This is a genomic window from Dyadobacter sp. 3J3, from assembly GCF_009801115.1.
GTDB lineage: Bacteria > Bacteroidota > Bacteroidia > Cytophagales > Spirosomataceae > Dyadobacter.
In genome coordinates, this window is record NZ_VTOL01000003.1 from 472,412 (window position 1) to 495,995 (window position 23,584).

Here is a 23,584-nt window from a genome sequence, read left to right on the forward strand (position 1 = left end):
GGTTACTTTCTACCCAACTCATTTTTTGACTTCCTTTTTGAGCTGATCAAACTGACCTTTGTTATTTAGCACATCATATTTATTGATACTTTCCGGTGGCGTACCGTTCAGTACTTTCCGCCATTCCTGCTGTTTTAAATCACCGTTTTTCACCGATTTAATAAACTTTGCTATGCGGAAAGGGTCAAGAAATGGGAAAGTTGTTGCAAAACCTTTTCCGGCCGAGGATTCACGCCCGAACATCAGCTGATCCATGGTATACCGATAATTCGTCTGCGCGTTATTGGCTACCTGTTCTGATAATCTTCTGATATACTGCGGATCAGAACTTTTTGCTAATGCATCACGATCCGCCTGATCCGGTAACTTCAATGCCAAAAATGCCTTTTTGAATTCTTCCTCACTGCTGTACGGATAAATCTTGACTTCCGATAACATCATCACATCTTCCTGCAAGGAAACAATCGCCGAATAGGTATCAGCATTATAGTTTTTGGGAATAATATGATATTGCTTTTTATATCCAACGTAACTATAAACAATACTATCGCCTGGAAAAACAGCGATTGTGAAAGAGCCGTCGCGATGTGCCAGCGTGCCAGTTCCTGCTTTTGGAATGTATATATATGCTCCTGGTAAAAGATCCGTTTTTTTTCCGCCTACAACAACACCAGAAAAGATAATAGCTTTTTGTTCTCCCTGAGCAAAAAGGGTTTGCGCATTAAAAAGCCCTGCAAAGCATATCCAAAATAGCAAAACCTTATTTTTCATCTGTTATCCGATATTTATTTCAGCGCTGGAATAAATGACCAGACGAGGTTGACAAACTTACAAATTCTGTTAAAGAGTAACGACAAGGCACAAAAAAAATTCAGCCTTGTGAGCTGAATTTTAAGATATTTTAACATTTCAAATTATTTGTTATTATCATCCTTTTTAGGATTTTCAAATTCTTCATTCTTTTTAATAACGTCCTGTCTGGTAATACTTTCACGAGGCGCATTATTAAGATCTTTTCTCCATTCCTTTTGTTTCAAATCACCTCTCTTAACTGATTTGATAAAGTTGGCCCAGGCAAATGGATTCAGGAATGGGAACGTTGTTGCAAAACCTTTTCCAGCCGCAGATTCACGACCAAACAATTGCTGATCCATGGTGTAGCGATAATTCGTCTGTGCATTGTTGGGAACCTGAGCCGCCATCCGGTTGATATAATCAGGATCCGTACTGCGCGCTAACGCGTCGCGATCTGCCTGATCTGGTAATTTCAAAGCAAGAAATGCCTTTTTGAAATCTTCTTCTGTGGCATATGGATAAATCTTAACCTCTGAAAGCATGGTCACATCTTCCTGCATGGCCACAATGGCCGAATAAGTATCAGCGTTGTAATTCCTTGGAATAACGTGGTATTGCTTTTTGTAACCTACGTAGCTGTAAATAATACTATCACCAGGAAAAACCGGGATAGTAAAATTACCTCTGCTGTCTGCTAGTGTTCCTTTTCCGGCTTTTGGAATAAAAATGTACGCTCCCGGCAAACGGTCTGTACTTTTTCCTCCAACCACTACCCCCGTAAAAATAATAGCCTTTTGCTCGCCTTGTGCAAAAATCTCCCGTCCACACAACACACTCGCAAGTATCGCAAAATATATTAAAAATCGTTTTTTCATTCTTAAAATTCGTTTTCCGGTGCCGGAATATTTCTCTCCTGCGCCTTTAAGGGTTATAGGTTGATTAAATGACCTTAATATATTATAAAATTATCTCAATATAATCTTTCTGTATTTCTAAAGAATTGTTCCGCTACTTAAAAACGAATGGTATCCGGATGCATTGCCTCTCCAAGACATTCGTGGGATTTTCAGGAAAACAATTTAAGAAAAGTTACAATAAAGGGCGCTGAAAGCAGCAATCCATCAAAACGATCCAAAAATCCACCATGCCCCGGAATACTATTCCCAGAATCTTTAATTGCTATACTACGCTTAAATAATGACTCGACCAAATCTCCATAGGTACCAACCACCACGATAATTCCGCCGATACAATACCATTTCCAAGGTTCGAAGGTACGGAAATAATGTCCGAGCACAAAAGCGATCAGTGTAGCAAAAACGGCACTGCCTATTGCTCCTTCCCAGGATTTTTTTGGAGAAATACGTTCAAAAAGCTTCCGTTTCCCAAAGTTTGTTCCCGCAAAATAGCCACCGATATCAGAAGCCCAAAGTAAAAGCAGACTTCCCAAAACGATCTCGTAATTATAGGTCCCTCCGCGCATCGCCATCACGATGATCAATGAAAAAGGCAATGCTACGTAAATTATCCCCAAAAAAGTAAAGCCAATATTTGTAAATGGTTTTAAATCATTCTTTTTGTAAAGTTTGATAAAGAAAATCATTGACAGCAGAGGGCTTATCAGGAAGTAATTCTCGAATGAGACAAGGTCCTGCTCTATAAGGTACGCCAATAACATCATAACTGTGCCACAAAAGGTACCATAATATGTTAATGGCTGATTTCCGTCGAGGCCCAGCAGCTTGTAAAATTCAAGTTGTGTGAGCGAGCTGATCGTACAAAAAAGCAGTAAAAAACTCCATTCGCTGTACAGGATACAGCTAAGAATTATCACAAATCCTATCAAGCCGGTAACAGTCCGCTGCTGTAAATTACTCAGATTCTGTAAGGGAGTCTTCATTAGATAGAATGGTTTGCGCCCGAACAAATTCAGTCATAGGAACATGTACTTCAAACTGTCCTAAAATTGGATAAACACTATCCTGTTTATTAACAATCACAGCTGCTATCTCATTTTGTTCCAATATTTCCCTGGCAATTTCCGCCCTGATCATTTGTTTGGTATCGTATACCTTTCCCCAATTATCATCCATAAAAATTCTTCCTGCAAGTACTGTTTTAATTATCTAAACTCTTGTTTATTCGTTGTTAAATACCGGTTGCTTATTTCCGGTTTTTCTTATTTCATATAAAATCCCAATCGAAAGTACGGCCGAAGCAAGGATCGCAGCGACCGGCATGACATCTGTTTCTTCAATATTAATATCCAGCACTTTGATGTTGTGAAAGTACATCATGACCAGAATAAATCCATTATTCACAAAATGCGCCAAAATAGCCACGGAGATTCTCCCCGACCAAAAATAAAGATACCCAAACAAAGCGCCGAGTATCATGCGCGGCAAAAATCCAAAAAATTGAAAATGGATTGCACTGAAAATGGCAGCGGAAACCCAGATCGCCACGTGCGGATTGGCCCAATGTTGTGCAAGTTTACGTTGTATAATCCCACGAAACAAGACTTCTTCACCAACTGCCGGCAGAAGTACCACCACAATAAGTGCAATAATGAGCTGACCGACCTGTGTGTAGCCTGTCATAAATTTTGTAAGCATCGCATTCTGATCCTCTTTATCACGCATCCAGTTTTCTAAGCCCGATAAAAAATCCGGAAATACCATTTTGGAATTCAAATCAATAAAAAAGCTATTGGCCGGAATAAAAACAAGAACTAAAATGCAGGCAAAAAACCAGATGGATACTGCGGGTTTATCTTTAAAATTAAAATCCTGAAAACCTTTCTTCTCCATATAAAACCAGTACAAAAGCGAAGGAAGAAGATAGGAGAAAAAATGTACAGTTCCCTGCAAAACCATCATTAAAAGCCATCCATTGGCCACTTTTTCAGGTTCTGCAAACAATGTAGTTAACAAGCCGGTAATACTATTTGCATCCGAAGATGTAAGTAAAGCAAGGATTACAATTGCTAAAATATTACCAACAGCCATTCCAATAAGCACGAAACCAACCAAGACCAACAAACCTCCCAACGTACCGGGCACCCGTGTATGTACCAAATTTGAATAACTTTTTTGCATAATTGGTGTAAATTTACAGCTAATTATGAATTTAAAAATATTGAGTGCTTGTTGAGCTATAAGATTAAGTGAATAAAAGACTTATAAAATCTGTTCCCACAAGAATCTCAAACCTGTACTAATGATAAAAATCGGCAAAATAGAACTGGGAGATTTCCCGCTGCTGCTTGCTCCCATGGAAGATGTGAGCGACCCGCCTTTTCGTGCGGTGTGCAAGGAAAACGGAGCGGATTTGATGTATACCGAATTTGTTTCCTCGGAAGGTTTAATTCGTGATGCAGCAAAAAGCGTGCAGAAACTGGATATTTTTGAATACGAAAGACCGGTGGGCATTCAGCTCTTTGGAAGCGATGTGGAAACGATGGGTGCTTGCTCAGAGATTGCATCCCGCGTTAATCCGGATCTGATCGATATAAATTATGGTTGTCCGGTAAAACAGGTTGCCTGCCGCGGTGCCGGTGCTGCGTTGTTGCAGGATATTCCTAAAATGGTGCGCATGACGGAAGCTGTTGTGAAATCTACACATCTGCCCGTGACCGTAAAAACCCGACTGGGCTGGGATGAAAGCACAAAAAACGTTCAGGAAGTAGCAGAAAGATTGCAGGATATCGGAATTCAGGCACTTTCCGTACATGGAAGAACCCGCGTACAGATGTATAAAGGTGAGGCTGACTGGACTTTAATATCAAAAATAAAAGACAATCCGCGTATCACAATTCCAATTTTCGGAAACGGAGATGTGGACAGTCCGGAAAAAGCGCTGGAATATAAAAATCGTTTCGGTGTTGACGGCATTATGATCGGGCGCGCCACGATTGGCAATCCGTGGATTTTTAATGAAATAAAACATTTTGTCAAAACAGGCCGGAGACTGGCACCTCCTACCCTTGCAGAACGTGTGGCCGTTTGTAGACGACACCTGGAATTCTCCATTCGCTGGAAAGGCCCGATAGCCGGGGTTTTTGAAATGCGCCGTCATTATACCAATTATTTCAAAGGATTGGAAAATTTCAAACCGTTCCGTATGCGTTTGGTTGAAGGCATGTCTTTTGAAGAACTGGATCAGATACTTAATGAAGTTGTACAGGAATTCAGTGAAGTATTATGCTAAAAGTGAATGTTGGCGGCAAAACCGTAGAGGGTGTTTTATCGGGTGAAGTTTCAACTTTTGAAATAAATCAGGAAAAAGATCAGTGGCTGATCGGAGAAAATATTTTCGATGGTGATATTGTTAAGATAAGTCAGAATCAATATCATGTTTTATGGAAAAACCGGTCTTATAATGTTGAAGTTCTGGAAACAGGCGCCGCCGATAAAACTTTTAAGCTTCTTATCAACGGACAATTATTTGAAACATCCGTCAAAGATCAGTTTGATCTGCTGCTCGAAGGATTGGGAATGCAGGCAACAGCCAGCACAAAAATTAATAATCTGAAAGCACCAATGCCGGGACTGATCCAATCCATTGCCGTTGAACCTGGCCAGGAAGTGCACAAAGGGGAAACTTTGCTGGTACTGGTGGCCATGAAAATGGAGAATATTATCAAATCCCCCGGCACCGGAATCGTGAAAACATTGAAGATTACGCCGGGCCAAATCGTAGAAAAAAACCAGGTATTGGTAGAGTTTCAATAAAATGCTTGGTAATCTGAGCTGCCTACACTTATTTTTACAGAAAAAACACCAACAAACAAATCATGCCCGAACCTAAATACAAGCGTATCCTTCTCAAACTAAGCGGAGAAGCACTCAACGGCGGAGATAAAACACAAGTAATCGATTTTAACATTCTGGAAATCTATTCCCGTGAAATTAAAAGAATTGCGGAAGTAGGGGTACAAATTGCTATTGTGATCGGCGGAGGAAATATTTTCCGTGGCGCATCGGTAGAAAAATCAGGAATTGACCGGGTACAGGGCGACCATATGGGCATGCTGGCCACTGTAATAAACGGAATGGCAATTCAAAGTTCTCTGGAAAAACACGGAATGCGGACACGCCTGATGTCTGCCATTAAAATGGAACAGGTTTGTGAGCCATTAATTCGTCGCCGCGCTGTACGCCACCTTGAAAAAGGACGTATTGTGATTTACGGAGCCGGAACAGGTAATCCTTATTTTACAACCGATACAACAGCAGGGTTGCGTGCGATTGAATCAGAATCAGAAGTCGTTTTGAAAGGAACGCGTGTTGACGGTGTTTACACAGCAGATCCTGAAAAAGATCCTACGGCTACAAAATACACGTCATTGACTTTTGATGAAGCTTTGTCCAGAAACCTGAAAATTATGGACTTGACGGCTTTCACACTGTGCAAAGAAAATAATGTCCCTATTATCGTTTTTGATATGAACAAACCCGGCAATCTTTTTGACCTTGTGATGGGTGAAGAAGTGGGGACTTTGATATCGAATTAATATAATTCCAAAATACATGCAGCGCATCGAAGTCAAAAATTTCGGCCCATTAAAAGACATAAACCTTGAAATCAAGGATTACATGGTTTTTATTGGGCCGCAAGCTTCGGGAAAAAGCACGCTGGCTAAGTTAATTTATTTCTTTTGGAAGGTTGAGGATAAGTTTAGACAAGAGATATTACCAACCTACATGGGTAATTTATTGACTAAAACTCATCGTGAAGATGTCAATTATGCCGAGACATTTAAAGGTGATATTAGAAAATTAATTTCCGACTTTTTTCCAACGATTAGAAATGGAAACATTTCCTATTTCTATGAAAACGGATATAGTATAATTGTAGATCTTACCGCGTACTCCTTAGGACTTGAAGAAGATATTAAGTTAAGTAATGGTTTTTTAAATGAAATCAATGAAGTTGATCAACGTGTAAAAGATTCTCCTGCTCTGGCAAAATTACTTCGGCAGCAAAAAATAAATCTTAATGACTTTATAGAAATAATTTCAAATGAGTTAACTGAAAATTTACCTAACAGGACTAAATCACAGAAAGTATATGTTCCTGCGGGCAGAGGGATTTTAGCATTGCTATCCAATTCTTTTTCATTTGTAGAAAGTAATAGTTTAGACTATTTTAACAGCGACTTTATAAAATTCACTAATAAAATAAGAAAATTCATCACTTCACCTGATTACGATAACTTCTTTGGAGCAAGTGCACGATTAATATTAAAAAATTCAGAGAAGGACATTTTTTCACTTAGCAACTTTTTATCTTATAAAATATTAAAAGGAGATTTCCATATTGGGGATAATGGAGATGGAATAATGCAATATCACAATAATTCCGGCTATGTCGTCCCACTTAAACATACTTCCTCAGGCCAGCAAGAATCCGCATGGCTCATTAACACCATTCAATATCTGCTGTTCGACTTAATTGATAATAATAATGATATAGTTATAGAAGAACCAGAAGCGCATCTCTTTCCTGACGCTCAAAGAGATATCACCAATCTAATTACACTTTTGAGCAATCAAAAGAATGGAAACGCCAGACTTATCGTCACTACGCACAGTCCATATATTTTAGCGACCTTAAACAATTCTATTAAAGCTTACACTGCAGCTCAAATAGAAAACAAGTCCGAAGAAGTTGCCAATATACTTAGCAGAGAATTCTGGATAAATCCGGAAAATCTTTTTGCGGGTCACATGCATGAAAACATTAAAGAAAACAATTTCAGTATCAAAAATATATACAATTCGGAGTTGAATCTAATAAGTCATAAAGTGTTAGATAATATTTCCGATGATATTATGGAAGACTTTGATAAGCTTTTGGAAATTGAATACAGCGAATGAAAAATTGTAATCCTTTTTTGGAACAAATATTTGCTGACTGTTTAGAATATTCGGGTAATACTGCGAATGAATTATCAGTGAAGGATAAAAAAGGAACTTCTCAATTTTTCATTAAAAATAATAATCATCATTTAATCAAAATACGAGTAGATGATTGTTTAATCAAGGGATCGGATAAGAAAAAATGTGACTATCTGATCCTGGATTGTACAGAGAACACAGCTTATTTTGTGGAACTTAAAGGAAAAAAGCTAGAAGATGCAGTGTTACAGATTGAGTCGACTGTAAATATTCTTTATGCTAAATTAAGGGACTTCAACTTTTGTTGTCGAATAACCCAAACCAAGGTTGGTGGAAATTATCAAGAAGAAAAAGCTTCTCTTTTTAAATTTTTAAAAGAAAAGTATAAATCTAATTCCAATATCGCTACCAGGAAGTTGATAAGAATCGAAAGTCAAAAACTAATTGAAATAATATAAAAGTTACCAATGGAAGAAATAGAATTATATCTGGACGACGCCAAAGACACGATGGAAGGTGCTATTAAGCACTTAATTATTGAACTTGGTAAAATACGCGCCGGAAAGGCATCTCCTCAAATGCTGGATGGGCTTCAGATTGATTATTACGGCACTATGACACCTTTGTCAAATGTAGCGACCATCAATACGCCAGATGCAAGAACGATTGCAATTCGTCCGTTTGAGAAAAAAACAATTAATGATATTGAAAAAGCAATCCGTAACGGGAATCTTGGATTTTCACCTTCAAATGATGGTGAAATGATCCGTATTTCCGTTCCGCCGCTTAATGAGGAACGTCGTCGTGAACTGGCAAAACGTGCTAAAAACGAAGTTGAAACTGCGAAGATCAATATTCGCAATATTCGTCAGGATGCAAACAACTCACTTCGAAAATTGACAAAAGAAGGTGTTGCAGAAGATCTTGTGAAGATAAGTGAAGACCGCGTTCAGCAGCTTACCAATACTTTTGTTTCAAAAGTAGAGCAAATACTTGTTGCGAAGGAAAAGGAAATAATGGAGGTCTAGATTAGCTGTTGGCTTTTAGCGATTAGCATTTAGCTTCAACAAAAAAATCCCGCATTGCTGCGGGATTTTTTTGTTTCTTGTATTTTTTTCTCTCTCACATTTAGCTAATAGCCAAACGCTTACAGCTAAAAACTAGTCTTCCTTCTTAAAATCTGCGAAACCTCTGTGGTTTGATTCTTCGTATAATCTTTCGTTTGGAAGATTACGGAAATAATCATAGGTGATCTGCAAACCTTCTGCACGGGCAACTTTCGGTTCCCATCCAAGGATTTCTCTTGCTTTTGTAATATCCGGTTGACGTTGTTTCGGATCATCTTGTGGAAGATCTTTGTAAACAACTTTCTGGTCTGTACCCGTCAATGCGATGATTTCCTCAGCAAATTCCTTAATTGTGATTTCCGAAGGATTTCCAATGTTTACAGGCAATTCATAATCGCTTAAAAGCAAGCGGTAAATTCCTTCAACAAGGTCATCAACATAACAGAAAGCGCGTGTCTGAGATCCGTCTCCGAAAATCGTGATATCTTCTCCACGTAATGCTTGTCCGATAAATGCCGGCAACACACGTCCGTCATTCAGTCGCATTCTTGGTCCGTAGGTATTGAAAATACGAACGATACGCGTTTCAACAGCATGATAGCGGTGATATGCCATCGTGATTGCTTCCTGATAACGTTTTGCTTCGTCATAACAGCCCCTTGGGCCAATCGGATTCACATGGCCCCAATATTCTTCCGTCTGCGGATGAACCAAAGGATCTCCATAAACTTCCGAAGTAGAAGCAATGATAAAACGTGCTTTTTTGGCAAGAGCAAGTCCTAATAAATTATGCGTTCCCATGGCACCAACTTTTAAGGTCTGGATAGGGATTTTCAAATAATCGATCGGGCTGGCCGGAGATGCGAAGTGCAGGATGTAATCCAGTTCTCCCGGGATGTGCACATATTTTGTCACATCATGGTGATTGAACTCAAAATTTGGATCAGCCATCAAATGTTCGATATTCCGCAAATCACCTGTGATCAGGTTATCCATTGCGATCACGTACATTCCCTCTTTTAAAAATCGCTCACAAAGATGCGACCCTAAAAAACCTGCCGCTCCCGTTATTAGTACACGCTTCATGAATTATATATTTTATTGAGATTGAGACAAAATTATGATACTTTTTCCCGGCCGATGCTGAAATAAGTATAACCCATTTCACGCATTGTGCTTAATTCGTAAAGGTTACGTCCGTCAAAAATTACTTTATTTTTCAGCAATTTACCCATTTTTTCAAATTCAGGTGTACGGAATTGCGGCCATTCTGTGAAAATCATCAGCGCATCTGCATCATCCAAAGCAGCATAAGGCGTGTGACAGAAAGTAACTTTATCTCCTAAAATTGCTTTTACATTATCCATCGCTTCCGGATCGTAAACCGTAATATTAGCTCCTGCTGCAAGCAAAGCTTCAATATTTTCCAAAGCCGGTGCTTCACGGATATCATCTGTGTAAGGTTTGAAAGCCAATCCCCATACTGCGATTGTTTTTCCTTTCAGATCGTTATCGAAGAAATTATGAACCATCGGCAAAAGTTTCTTCTTTTGATCATCATTTACTTCCATCACTGATTTCAAAATTCTGAAATCATAATCGAAATCTGCTGATGTTTTTGCCAAAGCCTGAACATCTTTCGGGAAACAGCTGCCTCCATAACCAATACCGGCAAAAAGGAAACGTTTTCCGATACGGCTGTCTGTACCAATACCACGACGGATATCATCCACATTTGCTCCTACTTTTTCGCAAAGGTTTGCGATCTCGTTCATGAAAGTAATTTTCATGGCAAGGAAAGAATTCGCAGCATATTTTGTCATTTCCGCAGAACGTTCGTCCATGAAAATAACCGGATTTCCCTGACGTACCAAAGGTGCGTAAAGTTTCTCCATTACCTTTTTAGCTTTTTCAGAAGTAGTACCAACCACAACACGGTCAGGCTTCATGAAATCTTCAACGGCAACACCTTCACGCAGGAATTCAGGATTAGAAACTACATCAAATTCAACTTTTGCATTTTTTGCAATCGTTGCACGTACTTTTTCAGCTGTTCCTACCGGCACTGTGCTTTTATCAATGATCACAGCATATTTATCCAAAATATACCCAAGATCATCCGCTACTTTAAGAATGTATTTCAAATCCGCAGAACCATCTTCACCCGGAGGTGTTGGCAGCGCCAGGAAGATTACTTCTGCATCTTTAATTCCTTCTGCAAGGTTTGTTGTAAATTTCAAACGACCTTCTTCCACATTACGATGAAAGAGAACATCGAGTCCCGGTTCGTAAATTGGAATTTCTCCATTTAACATACGGTCAATTTTTTTCACATCAATGTCTACACAAATGACCTGATTTCCTGTTTCAGCGAAACAAGTTCCTGTTACCAGCCCAACATAGCCGGTTCCTACTACTGCTATTTTCATAAAATCCTATAATAATATAGCTGCGATGAATTAGATTTAATAACCTGTTAAATTGTATTTTATTAAGCTCTCAAAACGTCATTGGAAGCAAAAGTAATTTTTTTATACGAATCAAACTTCTTCTCATCCGCTTTTGTTTTTATTCGGCAATGAAATATGTTCATTTCTTCTTATAATTGAACTATACATATTTACTCATCAACATAAACGACATGCACACCTCAGATCTAACCGAAGACCAACAAGCCGAAATCCGGTCGATGATTGAAAAAACCGTTCGTGATTTCGCAGCGAAGGAAATAAAACCAAATATCAGCCAATGGGACGAAGAACAATTTTTCCCAAAAAAGATATTTCACCAGCTTGGAGAGCTTGGACTGATGGGTATGCTTGTACCCGAAATTTACGGTGGCGCAGGTTTTGGCTATGCCGAATACGTAACCGCAATTATTGAACTTTCAAAGGTTGATCCTTCCATCGGATTGTCCATGGCTGCACACAATTCTCTTTGTACAAATCATATTCTGATGTTTGGAAGCGAGGAGCAAAAAAATAAATATCTCCCAAAACTGGCTACCGGACAATGGATCGGAGCCTGGGGACTGACCGAGCCAAATACCGGATCCGACGCAGGAAATATGCAAACGGTAGCAGTTAGAAAAGGAGACGGCTGGATTATTAACGGATCGAAAAATTTTATTACAAACGGGAAAAGCGGTGATGTTACCGTACTAATTGCCAGAACCGGTGAGCCTGGCGATAAACATGGAGCAACGGCTTTTATTATTGAACAGGGAACACCGGGATTCAGCGCTGGTCGGAAAGAAAACAAACTCGGTATGCGTGCATCAGAAACCGTGGAGCTTATATTTCAGGATTGTTTTATTTCTGACGATCAGCGAATGGGCGAAACTGGCGACGGGTTTATTCAGTCGCTGAAAGTTTTGGATGGTGGAAGAATTTCTATTGCTGCTTTGGGAGTAGGTACTGCCTTAGGTGCTTATGAGGCTGCTTTAAGTTATTCCAAAGAAAGAAAACAATTTGGCAAATCCATTTCGAATTTCCAGGCCATCGCTTTTAAACTGGCCGATATGTATACTGATATTCAGGCATCTTTGCTGCTTACATATCACGCAGCGGCTTTAAAAGACAAAGGCCAAACGGTAACATTACCAAGTTCGGTTGCCAAATATCATTCCTCCGAAACCGCCGTGCGCGTTGCAAACGAGGCTGTTCAGATTTTTGGCGGGTATGGTTTTACAAAAGATTATCCGGTAGAAAAATTTTATCGCGATAGCAAACTTTGCACCATTGGAGAAGGCACCAGCGAAATTCAAAAAATGGTTATTTCAAAAGAAATCTTGAAAGATTAACATATTTAACAAAGACCATCCATCCTGTACTATTACCGACGACCGCGCTTGCAGGTCGTTGGTAACACATTGTTAGGAAAAAGTTTGCGACAAGGTTATTTTCGTTACAAACCTTAACAAAAAACAATGATGACTCCACTATTGGTACTTCTTGTCCTTGTCGTACTTACCATTTTGATGACGGTAAAAGTAATTCCGCAGCAAACTGCTTATATCATGGAAAGGCTTGGGAAATTCTACGGTGTACTACAACCGGGAATTAATTTTATCATTCCGTTTTTTGACCGGATTGCCTATAAATACACGCTTAAAGAAACGGCTATTGATATTCCTGAACAAATCTGTATTACCCGTGACAATGTACAGGTACGTATGGACGGCGTTATTTTTATTCAGGTAATTGATCCTAAAAAAGCGGCTTACGGAATTGCAGATTATACTTTTGCAGTGATACAACTTGCACAAACCACAATGCGGAGTGAGATCGGGAAACTTGATCTTGATAAAACCTTTGAAGAACGAATGACCATTAACCGCGCCGTTGTACAATCCATCGACGATGCTGCGATTGGCTGGGGCGTAAAAGTGCTTCGTTATGAAATAAAAAATATCACGCCTCCGCAAAGTGTACTGATTGCGATGGAAAAACAAATGCAGGCTGAACGGGAACGCCGGGCCGTGATTTTGCAATCAGATGGTGAAAAACAAGCTGCCATTAATGTTGCGGAAGGACAAAAGCAAAAAGCAGTACTGGAATCTGAAGGTTTGCGCTTACGTCAGATTAATGAGGCGGAAGGTGAAGCTGCCGCTTTAAAATCCGTTGCGGAAGCCACAGCGGAAAGTATAAGGCTGGTAGCAGCGGCAATTCAAACCGAAGGAGGAATGGAGGCTGTACAGCTGAAAGTCGCAGATAATTATGTTGAACAATTTGGAAAACTTGCGAAAGCGGGCAATACCATGATACTACCGGCTAACTTCGCCGATATGGGTGGAATGATTGCCGCAGCCATGAGTATAGTAAAATCTTCCGAACCAAAGAAATAGATATGGATTTGTCGTTGCCACAAATATGGGTGATTATCGGACTGCTGATGTTGGTGGCAGAGCTGGTAAGTACTGCATTGGTTTTTGTATTTTTTGCTGTTGGAGGATTAATAACTGCCTTACTCGCAGCAATAGGTTTATTGCCAAGTCTCGAATACCAGATCGTGGCATTCTCTGTAATTTCAATTTTGACATTAATCATTTTTAGAAAAAATGCGAAAAGATTAATGGAGGCCAGGCACGACAAACATCAGGAGTATAAGGAATTTGCAGGAGAAACGGCTATGGTAATAAGGGATATACCGGCAAGTGGAGAAGGGAAAATATATTACCGTGGTGCTGAATGGAGCGCAATTTCTGAAAATCATGCACCGATTGAAGCTGGTAGTAAAGTAATTATTCAGCGGACAGAAGGAATTACTTTGGTGGTGGAGGAATCTTAGAGAATATCAAATTCTCATTGGCAACAAAATAGCTATATTTCAAAAAAAGGCCTCAAAGGAAACCAAATCCCTTTGAGGTCTTTTCAATTATCAATGTATTTTATTTCTTCAAAGCCTCTTCAACCGGATTTCCAATATTTCCGCTTGGAGGTAAAATGTGCAGTAATGAAGAAATCGTTGACGCTATATCGGAAACAGAGGTGCGTCTCAGCGTTTCACCTTTATTAATCCCCCAACCATATAATACGAAAGGCACCTGCGTGTCATAATTGTAAGGTGTTCCGTGAGAAGTACCTGTTGACGAACCGTAAAACCACCCTGGCTGCGTTACAATCTGAATATCTCCGCTTCTTTTTGCGTTTACATTATTTTTGTAAAGTTCAAGCTGGTAGGTATTCAACGGCGCTCGTCCCATGTCACTCAAATTAATAACTTCCGCAATGCCGTCTACCGGAAGTAAAGCCTCACGCACTACCTCGTAAACATTGGAAATATTGATTTTTTTCTGTTTCAATAATGCATGATCCAGATACAGTTGATTATTATTGTTGCCTTTGATAAAATCTCCTTTACCAAAATTTTCTTCCAAAGCTTTCTTTACAATATCTCCCAACACTGTTCTGTTGGCAAGTCCGGCCGGAAGTTTATGCTCTTTGGCAAAACCTGGAACGTCCACAACTCCATGATCAGCTGTCAGAAAAACAGTGTAATTTCCTTTTCCCGTCCAGCTATCCAAAAATGAAAACAGCTCGGCAAATTCGCGATCCAGTTTAAGATAATCATCTTCCTGTTCAACTGAATTTGGCCCGGCCATATGCCCGATTTTATCAGGAGAAGAAAAACTTACCACAAGAAAATCAGTGTCAGTACCTTTTCCAAGTTTCTCACCTTTGATAGCTTCAATCGCCATTTCTTTGGTAATTGTATTTCCCCACGGAGTACTTGTAACGGTACCAAAAACATCACCCGCAAAACCAGCCAGTTCAAAAGGGAAAACCGGTTTTTTAGCTCCCGGAAGTTTTCCCTCCCAGACAACATCATCAGGCGTACTTTGTGTATATTGATCAATCGGATTTAACAACTGCCATCCCTTTTTCAAATATTCTGAAGGCATTTTTTTGGCATTATAATCCTTCGCCCACTGCGGAAGATCGTTCATGTAAAAAGTACTTGTAACCCAGTTTCCGGTATTCGAATCAAACCAGTATGACGCGTTGGCAGTATGTCCGGCTGGTAAAATAGATCCACGGTCTTTAATGGCAACACCAATTGTTTTGGAACGGAAGTTGGTAGCAATTCTTAGTTGATCCGTTACGGTACTTGTCAGTAAATTTTTAGGAGACATTTTTCCAACGCTCACGTTAGTGCTTCCTACTGTTTTTACCGTGCTGTCTTCAACACAATAAACGCCTTTTGCAGCATTCTGGTCATACCATTCATTTCCGATAATTCCATTAATCGCCGGAATGGAACCGGTGTAAATAGACGCGTGGCCCGCCGCTGTAACGGTCAATGCGTAGCTATAATGATTGTTCCGGCAATTGAAACCTTCGTTCATAAAACGCTTCAATCCACCTTCTACATATTTGTCGTAATACCGGTACAGGTAATCGTAACGCATTTGATCAACAACAATACCGACAACCAATTTAGGTCGTGCAAGTGTTTTTGAACTGGAAACCATTGATTTTTTTGGTGTTTGGGCAGCAACAGAAAAAGTTGCCAACATCCCCATAACCCAGAAGGATAATTTTCTCACGATTCAGGATATTAATTTATTAGTGTCAATACTTATTACACAATAGACAAAGGTCAAAATCAAAACTGGAAACAATCTGGATTTTCTTCAAAAGTAAGAAACTACCCGGACGACAATAGTTGTCTGATTATCAGTTTTTCTTCAAAGCTTCTTCTACGGGATTTCCAACATTTCCGCTCGGTGGTAAAATATGCAGCAAAGCAGAAATTGTTGGCGCAATATCCGCAATCGTTGTCCGGCGCAAAGTTTCACCTTTATTTACGCCCCAGCCATAAAGCAGGAAAGGAACATGCGTATCATAATTATAAGGTGTGCCATGATCTGTTCCGGTTGCGCCACCAGCAAACCAGCCTGGCTGAACAATTATCTGAAGATCTCCGCTCCTTTTCGCGTTCACATTATTTTTGAACAATTCCAGCTGATAAGTATTCAACGGAGATTTATTTATATCAGTCAAATTTAAAACATCAGCAATTCCTTCAATTGGAAGCAATGCCGTTTTGATAACCTCATGAGCTTCTGCCATTGAAATTTTCTTTTCTTTTAGCAGTTTATGATCAAGATATAACTGGTAGTTTTCACTTGCCAAAACAAAATCTCCTCTACCAAAAGCATCGGACAGCGATTTTTTGACAGCTTCCTCGACTTTTGCAGCATCCAGCAAACCAGCAGGCAATTTATGTTCTTTCCAAAACGCAGGAACATCTGCCCCACCATGATCTGCGGTCAGGAAAACCGTATAATTTCCTTTACCAACCCAACCATCCAAGAAAGTAAGCATGTCGGCAAATTCAAGATCAAGTTTTAGATAATCGTCTTCCTGCTCAATCGATGTTGGCCCGAAAGCGTGACCGATTCTGTCGGGTGAAGAAAAACTTACGGCCAGAAAATCCGTGTCTTTTCCTTTTCCAAGATTTTCACCTTTGATAGCGGCAATCGCCATCTCTTTTGTAATGGTATTTCCCCATGGAGTTGTTGTGACCACTCCAAATGCATCACCAGCCAAACCGGCCAGTTCATAGGGAAAAACAGGTTTTGCTACTCCCGGTAATTTCCCTTCCCAGGGCTCATCGTCCGGTGTACTTTCGGTATATTGATCAACAGGCAAAAGTAAACTCCAACCCTTTTTCAAATACAGGGACGGCATTTTTTTGTCATTATAATCCTGAACCCATTTGGGAAGCTGGTTCATATAATAAGTACTGGTAACAAAATTTCCGGTTTTTGAATCAAACCAGTAAGCACCGTTTGCCGAGTGTCCTGCCGGGAGAATTGATGCCCTGTCCTTGATTGCAATACCAATTGATTTGGAACGAAAATTAGTAGCAATCCGTAGTTGATCCGTTACTGTACTGGTCAAAAGATTTTTTGGCGACATTTTTCCCACAGTCACATTATTGCTTCCAACTGTGGAAACGTCATGATCATCAGTACAATAAACTTTCTGACCCGTTTTAGTATCAAACCAATCATTGCCAATAATCCCGTTGATTGCCGGTAAAGAACCGCTGTAAACCGCTGAATGACCTGCCGCTGTTACCGTTAAAGCATAATGATAATGATTGTTGCGACAGTTGAAACCATCGTTAATTAGTCTTTTCAATCCCCCTTCCGAATATTTATTATAAAAACGATACAAATAATCGTAGCGCATCTGATCCACTACAATGCCTACGACTAGTTTCGGCCGGGAAAGTGTTGTGGGTTTAGAAATATTTTTTGAAGGAATTTGTGCATAAACCAAAGAACTTAGCATGCAACCCATGACCAAAGCATGCAGAAATAACCTGGGTATATGTTTCATAGGAAATCAGTTGTATAATTGTGCTCTTATAAAGTCCGAAATGGATTCTAATTTTTTTTCTAACAATAATATATAATCCGGCTTCAAATATATACTACTTAACTATTTGTTCAGGCCAATTTTAGTTTAACAAATAATTACTTAGTCGACAAAAGCCCGGATGTTTATTCTTTACCTTTATTAGAAAGACAAAAATAGCATTATTAACCCTATCTGGTTTTAATTTCAGGCTGGAACGCAACAATCGTTGGGGTAACTGGTGTATATCTTTAAAGAAAGTATTACGTCGTTCCATATTTTTATTAAATCTGTGGGAATTCAGCGATAAGATTCTCAGTTTTGTTACCATAATCCTAAATAATCGAATGTCCGATAAAATTAAAGTAAGTCATATTGTATTGGCTCTTGCCGTAATCGTGCTGATGGGATGCGCATCCGGAATGGGTATTTCAACCAGTAAAAAATATCCGATTGAAGTTCTTTACGACAATCAGTCGCTTGACCGTCCGTATTCAGAAATTGGGTGGGTTGAAATCAGCAGTGAAGATTCTCTGACAGCCAGACAAACCAAGGACAGGAAAATGATGTATCGTGGGAATGATGCAGAAACCAAGGAACTTTTGGCTGCGAGACTTGTCATGAAAGCACAGAAAATCGGAGCCAGTGCGCTGATCAATGTGCAATATAAATATTACACTTCTGTAAAAAAAGAAGGCTATATTATGAAAGGTTTGGCTGTGAGATACCGTGGCGAATAATTAAAAAGCTTAATCAAGAGAGATGCTTTTCACAGGAGATTTATCAAAAATGCCCGTTGAGGCAGAGTCAAGAGTCATTGTTCGTTTTCAGGATTGTGATCCGTTAATGCACCTGAACAATTCAAAATATTTTGAATATTTTTTCAACGCCCGTGAGGATCAGGTTTCCAAACTTTATGGATTTAGCTTTGAGGCCATGTTCCGAGAATTGAAAACGAGCTGGGTGGTATATCAGCATCAGATCGCCTATGTTCGTCCGGCGCTGATCAGTGAATGGACGCGCATAACTTCCCGCGTTATCCATTATAATGAGGATACGATGGTTACTGAATATTTCATGACCAACGATCAGCGTACGGAATTGAAAACGATGCTGTGGACAACCTCCAAACATATCAGTATTTTAACCGGAAAAAGAGTACCGCACAATGAAGAAGTGATGGCATATCTGGCGGCTACCTGCGTCCCCAATATTGATTTCCCGAATCTCCAATTTAACGACCGGATCCATGAAATAAAATATGCGCTTTCTCAAGGAACTAACGCATAAGTTCTTTTCTGGAAATCATTTTAATATTGGTTGTATCCTTATCAACCGAATCAGTGGGAATTGGGATTGGCAGTACATAAGGAACCTGCAATGTCGGTCTAGGCATTGTTTTGAAGCGGTTGAAACTATGTGTAAACTGCATGCTTACTCCACCTGTTGTCAAAGTATTATTCAAAAATAAAGGATTCTGAATATTTCGGTTATAAGCTTTTGCCCTGATTGAACCATTGGGTGTTAGCCAATATTCAAGCGTCCATTCCCCTAAAATACTCGTTGCATCATATTGTCCCGCTCCGGTAACGCCTGAACTTATCCTCCCGTCTCGTGTGATACGGAAACGGTCATTTAAAAAACGATAAGAGAAACGAAGCTGAAGATTATTCAGCGCATTCTGATCCAGGGAAAGTCCGCTTACCCCCACTTCCAGTTTTTCATTCAGCGTTGAAGCCCAACGGCTGATTTGGTTTGAAACCAGTTCACTGATACTGTTTCCAACGAAATTCTGGCTGCTCGCCGCATTCACTTCCGGCAAAAGCTGATTGACAACCAGCAAACTACTCACCTGCCGACTGAGCTCCTGCTCATCCGATTTCAGTTTCGTTTGAAAAGCTTCCAATTGTCCACGCAAAACACTTAAAGAAGGATTATCAAGTATTTGCAGATCATATTTTATAAGCGGCGACATCAGTCTGTCCGATAAAGAAATAGAAACTTCCACCGGGTACCTTCGTGATAATGCTGTCGCAATTGCTTCGTTACCGGATACATTGCTTGATGAGGTATTGGGTAATACTCCGGCCAGCGAAACAAGCTGCGTATAACCTGCTTTTACATCCAGCTGAGCACCGTAAGGATCTCCCGACCAAACAATCCGGCTTCCTTTTTTTATTGTAAACTTCTTGTTGATAACGTTTTGTAAAGTGAAATTATAATCTCCTTTATCAATTTCATAAGTTCCGACCATCGTAAAATCACCTTTTGTATCAATATTTAAATTGAGACGGCCGTTTCCATTCGCGCGGATAATATCACCGGTTTGTCTGTCAAATATGATTTCGCAGGTAGCATCGGGCGTCAGATTGAAGTTAAAATTCATCTTGATTCCGCCTGCCACTTTACTCGGCTGGTTGTCTTTATCAAGCGTGGTACTATCGACTTTCGGTATTTGGCTGACAAACTGAATATAATCCTGCGTTGCAACTTCTGTCGCGCCGTCCAGCGGAATATGAATCCGGGTTCCTTTATTACTGGTCACGTTGGCCTCGATATTCATATTATCTATCGGGCCAAAAATGTTTACAGGCCCTGTAACATAAGCTGTTCCGTAAAACATGTCATTGTCTTTGACTCCTGTGTTCAGGATTTTGAAATTGTGCAGATCGGCATTAAAACCTAAACTGAAATATTTAAAACCGTCATGAAAAACGCCCCCGCGTAAAGAAGCTGTATTTCCATCAGGATCTGTCAGCGTAATATTGTTAACGGTAATTTCACTTTCGGTAAAATTAATTTTGTCACTAAAAGTAAAAATCGATTGCAAATAATCGAATTTCATCCGGCCTTTTTCAACCATTATCGATCCGTCCAGAACCGGCGCATTCAAAGTCCCTTTGATCAATACAGTTCCATGCGCTTTTCCACTTACATCCGAAACCAGTTCTTCTGCAAATGGCTCCAAAGCTTTGAAATCCATATCGTTAAAAATGGCTTTCAGATTTAGAGTATTTGCACTTAACTTTGGACGATAAGAGCCAACGACGCTGAATATTCTTCGAGCGTCTTTGGTGAGTTCAGCATCAATTTGCAACTGGTTATCAAACTGGTCCCATTCTCCGGTTCCTGCAAAATTCCCAAACTCATAATTGGCATAACCCAGACTTTCAACATTAAAATTGGCATCCAAAACAACGCTGTTGTAAGCATCACGCATTTTGGCAGAACCGTCCATGATACCTGCAAGCTGCGTATTCAAAACCGGGTTTAGCGTTCCCAGTTTAAAGTTTTTTATATCAAAAAGTAAAGTCCGGTCCGGATCAGCAGATACAGTTCCGTTTACTGCCAACCGCTGCTTTCCATTGATTAACCCAAGATTACTAAAAGTTATATCCCGGCCAACAATGGAAATAAGGCTGTTTGCAGGCATATTCCATTCTTCATCCAGTAAATTGAGCCGGGAATTCTTAAAACTGATATCAAGACCGGCCGCCAAAAATCTGATTTCTCCGGCAAGATTTGCCAGATTGGTACTTTTCACTTGCCGGATACCGCCATCAAAATCAATGTGATCCACATCCCAGGTTCCTTCCAGTTCCAGTTTTTCGGTCGGTACCAATACGCTAATCTGTTGTTTGGTTGAAGTAACAAGCACTGAGGCAAGAACTTCTGCGCTGTTCACAAATTTAGAAGTGGTAACGTCAACTTCCGATTTTATAAATTCATTTTTCCCGTAGCGAGCCGTGTCTGCAGTTGCATTGAAAGACAAAAAGGCAGTATTGTCCATCTTGAATTTCCCTTCCGCTTTGGAACCATGGGAAACGTAAACCTCCGGACTCACAAATGCCAGGAACTGTGCTATATTTTTTGTTTCAACTTCGTAATCAATCTCATACCGCTGCTGAATAATTTTCTTTTCTTTTTTCAAATAATACGCATTCCGATCCGATTCGTTCTCCAGAAAATAGAGTTGATATTCTTCCAAAACCTGGCTTACATCCTTCCAGGCGCGGGTTGGCACAAAATCTCCTTCTACTTTCGCCGTTAAAAATTCACTTTCGAGATTGAGAATCCGTTTGTCAAGCCTTTGTCTGGAAGAAAACAACAAAGTATCAATAACCAGATTTCTTTCTTTTTTGGGAGTTATTAAAAACGTGTTTAAAAGCTTGGCATCCCCTACCAGTTCGTCCACCGTATTTCCGGCCACTTTGATATCCAGCCGGGTCTGAAGCGTAATGGCATCTTTGGTAAACCCCAATTGCATAAGATTTGCTTTTTCAATAACACCTTGCAGATCAAACGAATTTTTAGGTTTGGAAAGGTCAAATTCACCTTCCAGATTCACAACCAGATTCGAATCTTTGGTGCTTACCAGCCCATTGAAATATTGATTTTGAAGATTTCCTTTCAAACCGATATTCCGGTAGTCATAATTTTTGAAACCTATTCTGGAAACCACGGCATCCATGTTTGTGGAGGCATTAGCCAAATCAAGTCCTTTTCCATGAATAGTTCCGGAAAAATCCAGACGCTGCCAGGTTTCAGGTTCATCAATAAGTTTCCCAATTTCAAAATCCGATGTCGCCACTTCTCCTGAATAGGTAGTCGTTTTTTCATCTGTTATATGAAAAACAAGATCGCCCGATGCTTTTCCAAGTTCCGAGGAAACGGAAGCCTTCACATCAAAGTCCTGAATTGTCCCTTTAAATTTTCCTTCCAAAAGTGTCACTCCAAACTTTTGCAACGTTTCATGCGATTTCCATTCAGGATAGTACTGCACAAGATCGACGGGCAAAATTTTGGAAAGAGAAAGTTGAAGATTCATATCCGGACCATTATCCGGCAGGCCTTTAAACCCAAGATTGCCCAATAAACGGCTTCCCTGGCCAAAATGAACATCAGCATGTGATAATTCAAAATCGTCAACCTTACCGTCAAAATTTCCCGAAACGCGCCAGGTTTCCCTTAATCCATCCACATAAGTTGAGAACAAACCCAGATCAGTCGAACTGATTTTACTATCTACAAAATGCGCTCTTAAAAAAACTTTATGATTAAAATCCCCAAGATCACCGGAACGGTTGTAATGAAAACTGATATCATTCCCGATAAAAGAATTCCCTATGTGGGCGCTTAGTTCTTTCAGCTCCATTTTTTTCTGACAAAACAAGAACCGCGTATCCAGATCGTGCATCGTCATTCCGGTCTGTTTATCGACCGTTTTCATATTTTTTGCCAAAAATGAAATCGTATCGCCCTGAGCAAGGAAATCTTTAAGATCCGCATTGAGTTTATTCAGCTCAAAATGTGAATAATCAAAAGTCCGGGAGCCTTTATCACGCGGTTTTCTAGGATCATCATAGCGAAAAGTGCCGTCGACGATTTTTGATTTTCCAATGGTAAAAGGTGTGTTATTTTCCGGAGCATTAGCCGGTCTTGGCGTATCGGAAGAAGTTAATTCAACAATGCGGTTAATAAATCCATCAATATTCAAATCACCGGATTTTGGTGCGACAATCAGATGGACATTGGGCTGGTATAAAGTTACTTCATCCAGATGGACTTCATTGGCAGAGTTCTGGATGATATTCTGCATGTTCAGATTTACATCAATCCGGCCGACATCGATCATCTGTTTCTGGCTGGTATCTTTTACAGAAACACCTTCCAGAGAAACTACATCAAACCATTTAATATTAACCCGTGTTATCTCAATAGGATAACCCATTTTTTCTGAAATCCTGGCGGTAGCGGTTTGTACCAGAAATGTTTGAACCGAAGGAAACTGTACGGCGATTGTAATGATCCCAAGCGCTAAAAGCGCGAAGATCATAAGCACAACCAGTACATTGGTGATCGCCTTCAGGGTTTTTACCATATATAGGTTCGCAGCATATTCCTGCGTATCTTATCGTTAATTGCTTATTTTTGCGAATATTATTCAAAT

21 protein-coding genes are annotated in these 23,584 nt (G+C 39.9%); 11 read left to right on the forward strand and 10 right to left on the reverse strand.

The window, feature by feature from the left end:
• Positions 1-18 precede the first annotated feature (18 nt).
• The 5 genes from FZF08_RS08920 to FZF08_RS08940 form a co-directional block, all read right to left on the reverse strand.
• Positions 19-771 carry a carboxypeptidase-like regulatory domain-containing protein gene (locus tag FZF08_RS08920; RefSeq protein ID WP_159468283.1) on the reverse strand — a complete coding sequence of 251 codons (753 nt, stop codon included), beginning with the start codon at positions 769-771 and terminating at the stop codon, positions 19-21.
• Between the two features lie 143 nt (positions 772-914).
• Positions 915-1,670, reverse strand: a complete 756-nt coding sequence (locus tag FZF08_RS08925; RefSeq protein ID WP_159468284.1) for a carboxypeptidase-like regulatory domain-containing protein — start codon at positions 1,668-1,670, stop codon at positions 915-917.
• 191 nt (positions 1,671-1,861) lie between these two features.
• Complete coding sequence (locus FZF08_RS08930; RefSeq protein WP_159468285.1) at positions 1,862-2,695, reverse strand: phosphatidate cytidylyltransferase; 834 nt, start codon at positions 2,693-2,695, stop codon at positions 1,862-1,864.
• Entirely contained in the window at positions 2,667-2,888 is a 222-nt protein-coding gene (locus tag FZF08_RS08935) for a putative signal transducing protein (RefSeq protein WP_159468286.1), read from the reverse strand. Before FZF08_RS08935 ends, FZF08_RS08930 begins: the two co-directional genes overlap by 29 nt.
• 45 nt (positions 2,889-2,933) lie before the next feature.
• The gene (locus tag FZF08_RS08940; protein WP_159468287.1) at positions 2,934-3,893 is read right to left on the reverse strand and encodes a CPBP family intramembrane glutamic endopeptidase; all 960 of its coding nucleotides are present in this window, start codon (positions 3,891-3,893) and stop codon (positions 2,934-2,936) included.
• A gap of 121 nt (positions 3,894-4,014) precedes the next feature.
• Here FZF08_RS08940 and dusB point away from each other — a divergent pair, with 121 nt between their 5' ends.
• The 6 genes from dusB to frr all read left to right on the forward strand — a co-directional run bounded on the left by dusB (position 4,015) and on the right by frr (position 8,725).
• The gene (gene dusB / locus FZF08_RS08945) at positions 4,015-5,004 is read left to right on the forward strand and encodes a tRNA dihydrouridine synthase DusB (protein ID WP_159468288.1); all 990 of its coding nucleotides are present in this window, start codon (positions 4,015-4,017) and stop codon (positions 5,002-5,004) included.
• On the forward strand, positions 4,998-5,528 hold the full coding sequence (locus FZF08_RS08950; protein WP_159468289.1) for an acetyl-CoA carboxylase biotin carboxyl carrier protein subunit: 531 nt from the start codon (positions 4,998-5,000) through the stop codon (positions 5,526-5,528). The genes dusB and FZF08_RS08950 overlap by 7 nt, the downstream gene beginning before the upstream one ends.
• 62 nt (positions 5,529-5,590) lie before the next feature.
• Positions 5,591-6,310 carry a UMP kinase gene (gene pyrH / locus FZF08_RS08955; RefSeq protein WP_159468290.1) on the forward strand — a complete coding sequence of 240 codons (720 nt, stop codon included), beginning with the start codon at positions 5,591-5,593 and terminating at the stop codon, positions 6,308-6,310.
• Positions 6,311-6,326: 16 nt separating this feature from the next.
• Complete coding sequence (locus FZF08_RS08960; protein ID WP_159468291.1) at positions 6,327-7,676, forward strand: AAA family ATPase; 1,350 nt, start codon at positions 6,327-6,329, stop codon at positions 7,674-7,676.
• Positions 7,673-8,155: a hypothetical protein gene (locus FZF08_RS08965; RefSeq protein WP_159468292.1), complete on the forward strand. Its 483-nt coding sequence runs from the start codon at positions 7,673-7,675 to the stop codon at positions 8,153-8,155. Before FZF08_RS08960 ends, FZF08_RS08965 begins: the two co-directional genes overlap by 4 nt.
• 9 nt (positions 8,156-8,164) lie before the next feature.
• Entirely contained in the window at positions 8,165-8,725 is a 561-nt protein-coding gene (frr, locus tag FZF08_RS08970) for a ribosome recycling factor (protein WP_159468293.1), read from the forward strand.
• Positions 8,726-8,857: 132 nt separating this feature from the next.
• Here frr and FZF08_RS08975 read toward each other — a convergent pair whose 3' ends face one another.
• The gene (locus tag FZF08_RS08975) at positions 8,858-9,850 is read right to left on the reverse strand and encodes a UDP-glucuronic acid decarboxylase family protein (RefSeq protein ID WP_159468294.1); all 993 of its coding nucleotides are present in this window, start codon (positions 9,848-9,850) and stop codon (positions 8,858-8,860) included.
• A gap of 32 nt (positions 9,851-9,882) precedes the next feature.
• Positions 9,883-11,193: a UDP-glucose/GDP-mannose dehydrogenase family protein gene (locus FZF08_RS08980; protein WP_159468295.1), complete on the reverse strand. Its 1,311-nt coding sequence runs from the start codon at positions 11,191-11,193 to the stop codon at positions 9,883-9,885.
• Between the two features lie 260 nt (positions 11,194-11,453).
• On the opposite strand from FZF08_RS08980, the gene FZF08_RS08985 reads away from it, so the two are divergent.
• The 3 genes from FZF08_RS08985 to FZF08_RS08995 all read left to right on the forward strand — a co-directional run bounded on the left by FZF08_RS08985 (position 11,454) and on the right by FZF08_RS08995 (position 14,053).
• Positions 11,454-12,566, forward strand: coding sequence for an acyl-CoA dehydrogenase family protein (locus FZF08_RS08985; RefSeq protein ID WP_409012655.1), 1,113 nt, complete (start codon positions 11,454-11,456; stop codon positions 12,564-12,566).
• 126 nt (positions 12,567-12,692) lie between these two features.
• Positions 12,693-13,610, forward strand: a complete 918-nt coding sequence (locus FZF08_RS08990; RefSeq protein ID WP_229216469.1) for an SPFH domain-containing protein — start codon at positions 12,693-12,695, stop codon at positions 13,608-13,610.
• A 2-nt stretch (positions 13,611-13,612) separates the two neighbouring features.
• Positions 13,613-14,053 (forward strand): NfeD family protein, encoded by a 441-nt coding sequence (locus tag FZF08_RS08995; protein ID WP_159468297.1) that lies wholly within the window; start codon positions 13,613-13,615, stop codon positions 14,051-14,053.
• A gap of 100 nt (positions 14,054-14,153) precedes the next feature.
• Here FZF08_RS08995 and pafA (FZF08_RS09000) read toward each other — a convergent pair whose 3' ends face one another.
• On the reverse strand, positions 14,154-15,737 hold the full coding sequence (pafA, locus tag FZF08_RS09000; protein WP_409012656.1) for an alkaline phosphatase PafA: 1,584 nt from the start codon (positions 15,735-15,737) through the stop codon (positions 14,154-14,156).
• Positions 15,738-15,942: 205 nt separating this feature from the next.
• Complete coding sequence (gene pafA, locus FZF08_RS09005) at positions 15,943-17,616, reverse strand: alkaline phosphatase PafA (RefSeq protein ID WP_229216470.1); 1,674 nt, start codon at positions 17,614-17,616, stop codon at positions 15,943-15,945.
• Between the two features lie 365 nt (positions 17,617-17,981).
• Between pafA (FZF08_RS09005) and FZF08_RS09010 the strand changes: the two genes are divergently transcribed.
• Both FZF08_RS09010 and FZF08_RS09015 read left to right on the forward strand, forming a co-directional pair.
• Positions 17,982-18,374, forward strand: a complete 393-nt coding sequence (locus FZF08_RS09010) for a hypothetical protein (RefSeq protein WP_159468298.1) — start codon at positions 17,982-17,984, stop codon at positions 18,372-18,374.
• Positions 18,375-18,396: 22 nt separating this feature from the next.
• A complete protein-coding gene (locus FZF08_RS09015; protein ID WP_159468299.1) occupies positions 18,397-18,924 on the forward strand; it encodes a thioesterase family protein in 528 nt (175 codons plus the stop codon).
• Here the strand turns inward: FZF08_RS09015 and FZF08_RS09020 are convergent.
• Positions 18,914-23,515: a translocation/assembly module TamB domain-containing protein gene (locus tag FZF08_RS09020; protein WP_159468300.1), complete on the reverse strand. Its 4,602-nt coding sequence runs from the start codon at positions 23,513-23,515 to the stop codon at positions 18,914-18,916. The two genes, FZF08_RS09015 and FZF08_RS09020, sit on opposite strands and share 11 nt — an antisense overlap.
• Between the last annotated feature and the right edge of the window lie 69 nt (positions 23,516-23,584).

Bases quoted from the DNA above. Each gene is read 5' to 3' on its own strand.
- FZF08_RS08975 (WP_159468294.1), bottom strand. From the start codon at position 9,850: ATGAAGCGTGTACTAATAACGGGAGCGGCAGGTTTTTTAGGGTCGCAT.
- FZF08_RS09020 (WP_159468300.1), bottom strand. From the start codon at position 23,515: ATGGTAAAAACCCTGAAGGCGATCACCAATGTACTGGTTGTGCTTATG.
- FZF08_RS08935 (WP_159468286.1), bottom strand. From the start codon at position 2,888: ATGGATGATAATTGGGGAAAGGTATACGATACCAAACAAATGATCAGG.
- FZF08_RS08965 (WP_159468292.1), top strand. From the start codon at position 7,673: ATGAAAAATTGTAATCCTTTTTTGGAACAAATATTTGCTGACTGTTTA.
- FZF08_RS08990 (WP_229216469.1), top strand. From the start codon at position 12,693: ATGATGACTCCACTATTGGTACTTCTTGTCCTTGTCGTACTTACCATT.
- FZF08_RS08930 (WP_159468285.1), bottom strand. From the start codon at position 2,695: ATGAAGACTCCCTTACAGAATCTGAGTAATTTACAGCAGCGGACTGTT.
- FZF08_RS08940 (WP_159468287.1), bottom strand. From the start codon at position 3,893: ATGCAAAAAAGTTATTCAAATTTGGTACATACACGGGTGCCCGGTACG.
- frr (WP_159468293.1), top strand. From the start codon at position 8,165: ATGGAAGAAATAGAATTATATCTGGACGACGCCAAAGACACGATGGAA.
- FZF08_RS08995 (WP_159468297.1), top strand. From the start codon at position 13,613: ATGGATTTGTCGTTGCCACAAATATGGGTGATTATCGGACTGCTGATG.
- pyrH (WP_159468290.1), top strand. From the start codon at position 5,591: ATGCCCGAACCTAAATACAAGCGTATCCTTCTCAAACTAAGCGGAGAA.
- pafA (WP_409012656.1), bottom strand. From the start codon at position 15,737: ATGGTTTCCAGTTCAAAAACACTTGCACGACCTAAATTGGTTGTCGGT.
- pafA (WP_229216470.1), bottom strand. From the start codon at position 17,616: ATGAAACATATACCCAGGTTATTTCTGCATGCTTTGGTCATGGGTTGC.
- FZF08_RS09010 (WP_159468298.1), top strand. From the start codon at position 17,982: ATGTCCGATAAAATTAAAGTAAGTCATATTGTATTGGCTCTTGCCGTA.
- FZF08_RS08980 (WP_159468295.1), bottom strand. From the start codon at position 11,193: ATGAAAATAGCAGTAGTAGGAACCGGCTATGTTGGGCTGGTAACAGGA.
- FZF08_RS08920 (WP_159468283.1), bottom strand. From the start codon at position 771: ATGAAAAATAAGGTTTTGCTATTTTGGATATGCTTTGCAGGGCTTTTT.
- FZF08_RS09015 (WP_159468299.1), top strand. From the start codon at position 18,397: ATGCTTTTCACAGGAGATTTATCAAAAATGCCCGTTGAGGCAGAGTCA.
- dusB (WP_159468288.1), top strand. From the start codon at position 4,015: ATGATAAAAATCGGCAAAATAGAACTGGGAGATTTCCCGCTGCTGCTT.
- FZF08_RS08985 (WP_409012655.1), top strand. From the start codon at position 11,454: ATGATTGAAAAAACCGTTCGTGATTTCGCAGCGAAGGAAATAAAACCA.
- FZF08_RS08925 (WP_159468284.1), bottom strand. From the start codon at position 1,670: ATGAAAAAACGATTTTTAATATATTTTGCGATACTTGCGAGTGTGTTG.
- FZF08_RS08950 (WP_159468289.1), top strand. From the start codon at position 4,998: ATGCTAAAAGTGAATGTTGGCGGCAAAACCGTAGAGGGTGTTTTATCG.
- FZF08_RS08960 (WP_159468291.1), top strand. From the start codon at position 6,327: ATGCAGCGCATCGAAGTCAAAAATTTCGGCCCATTAAAAGACATAAAC.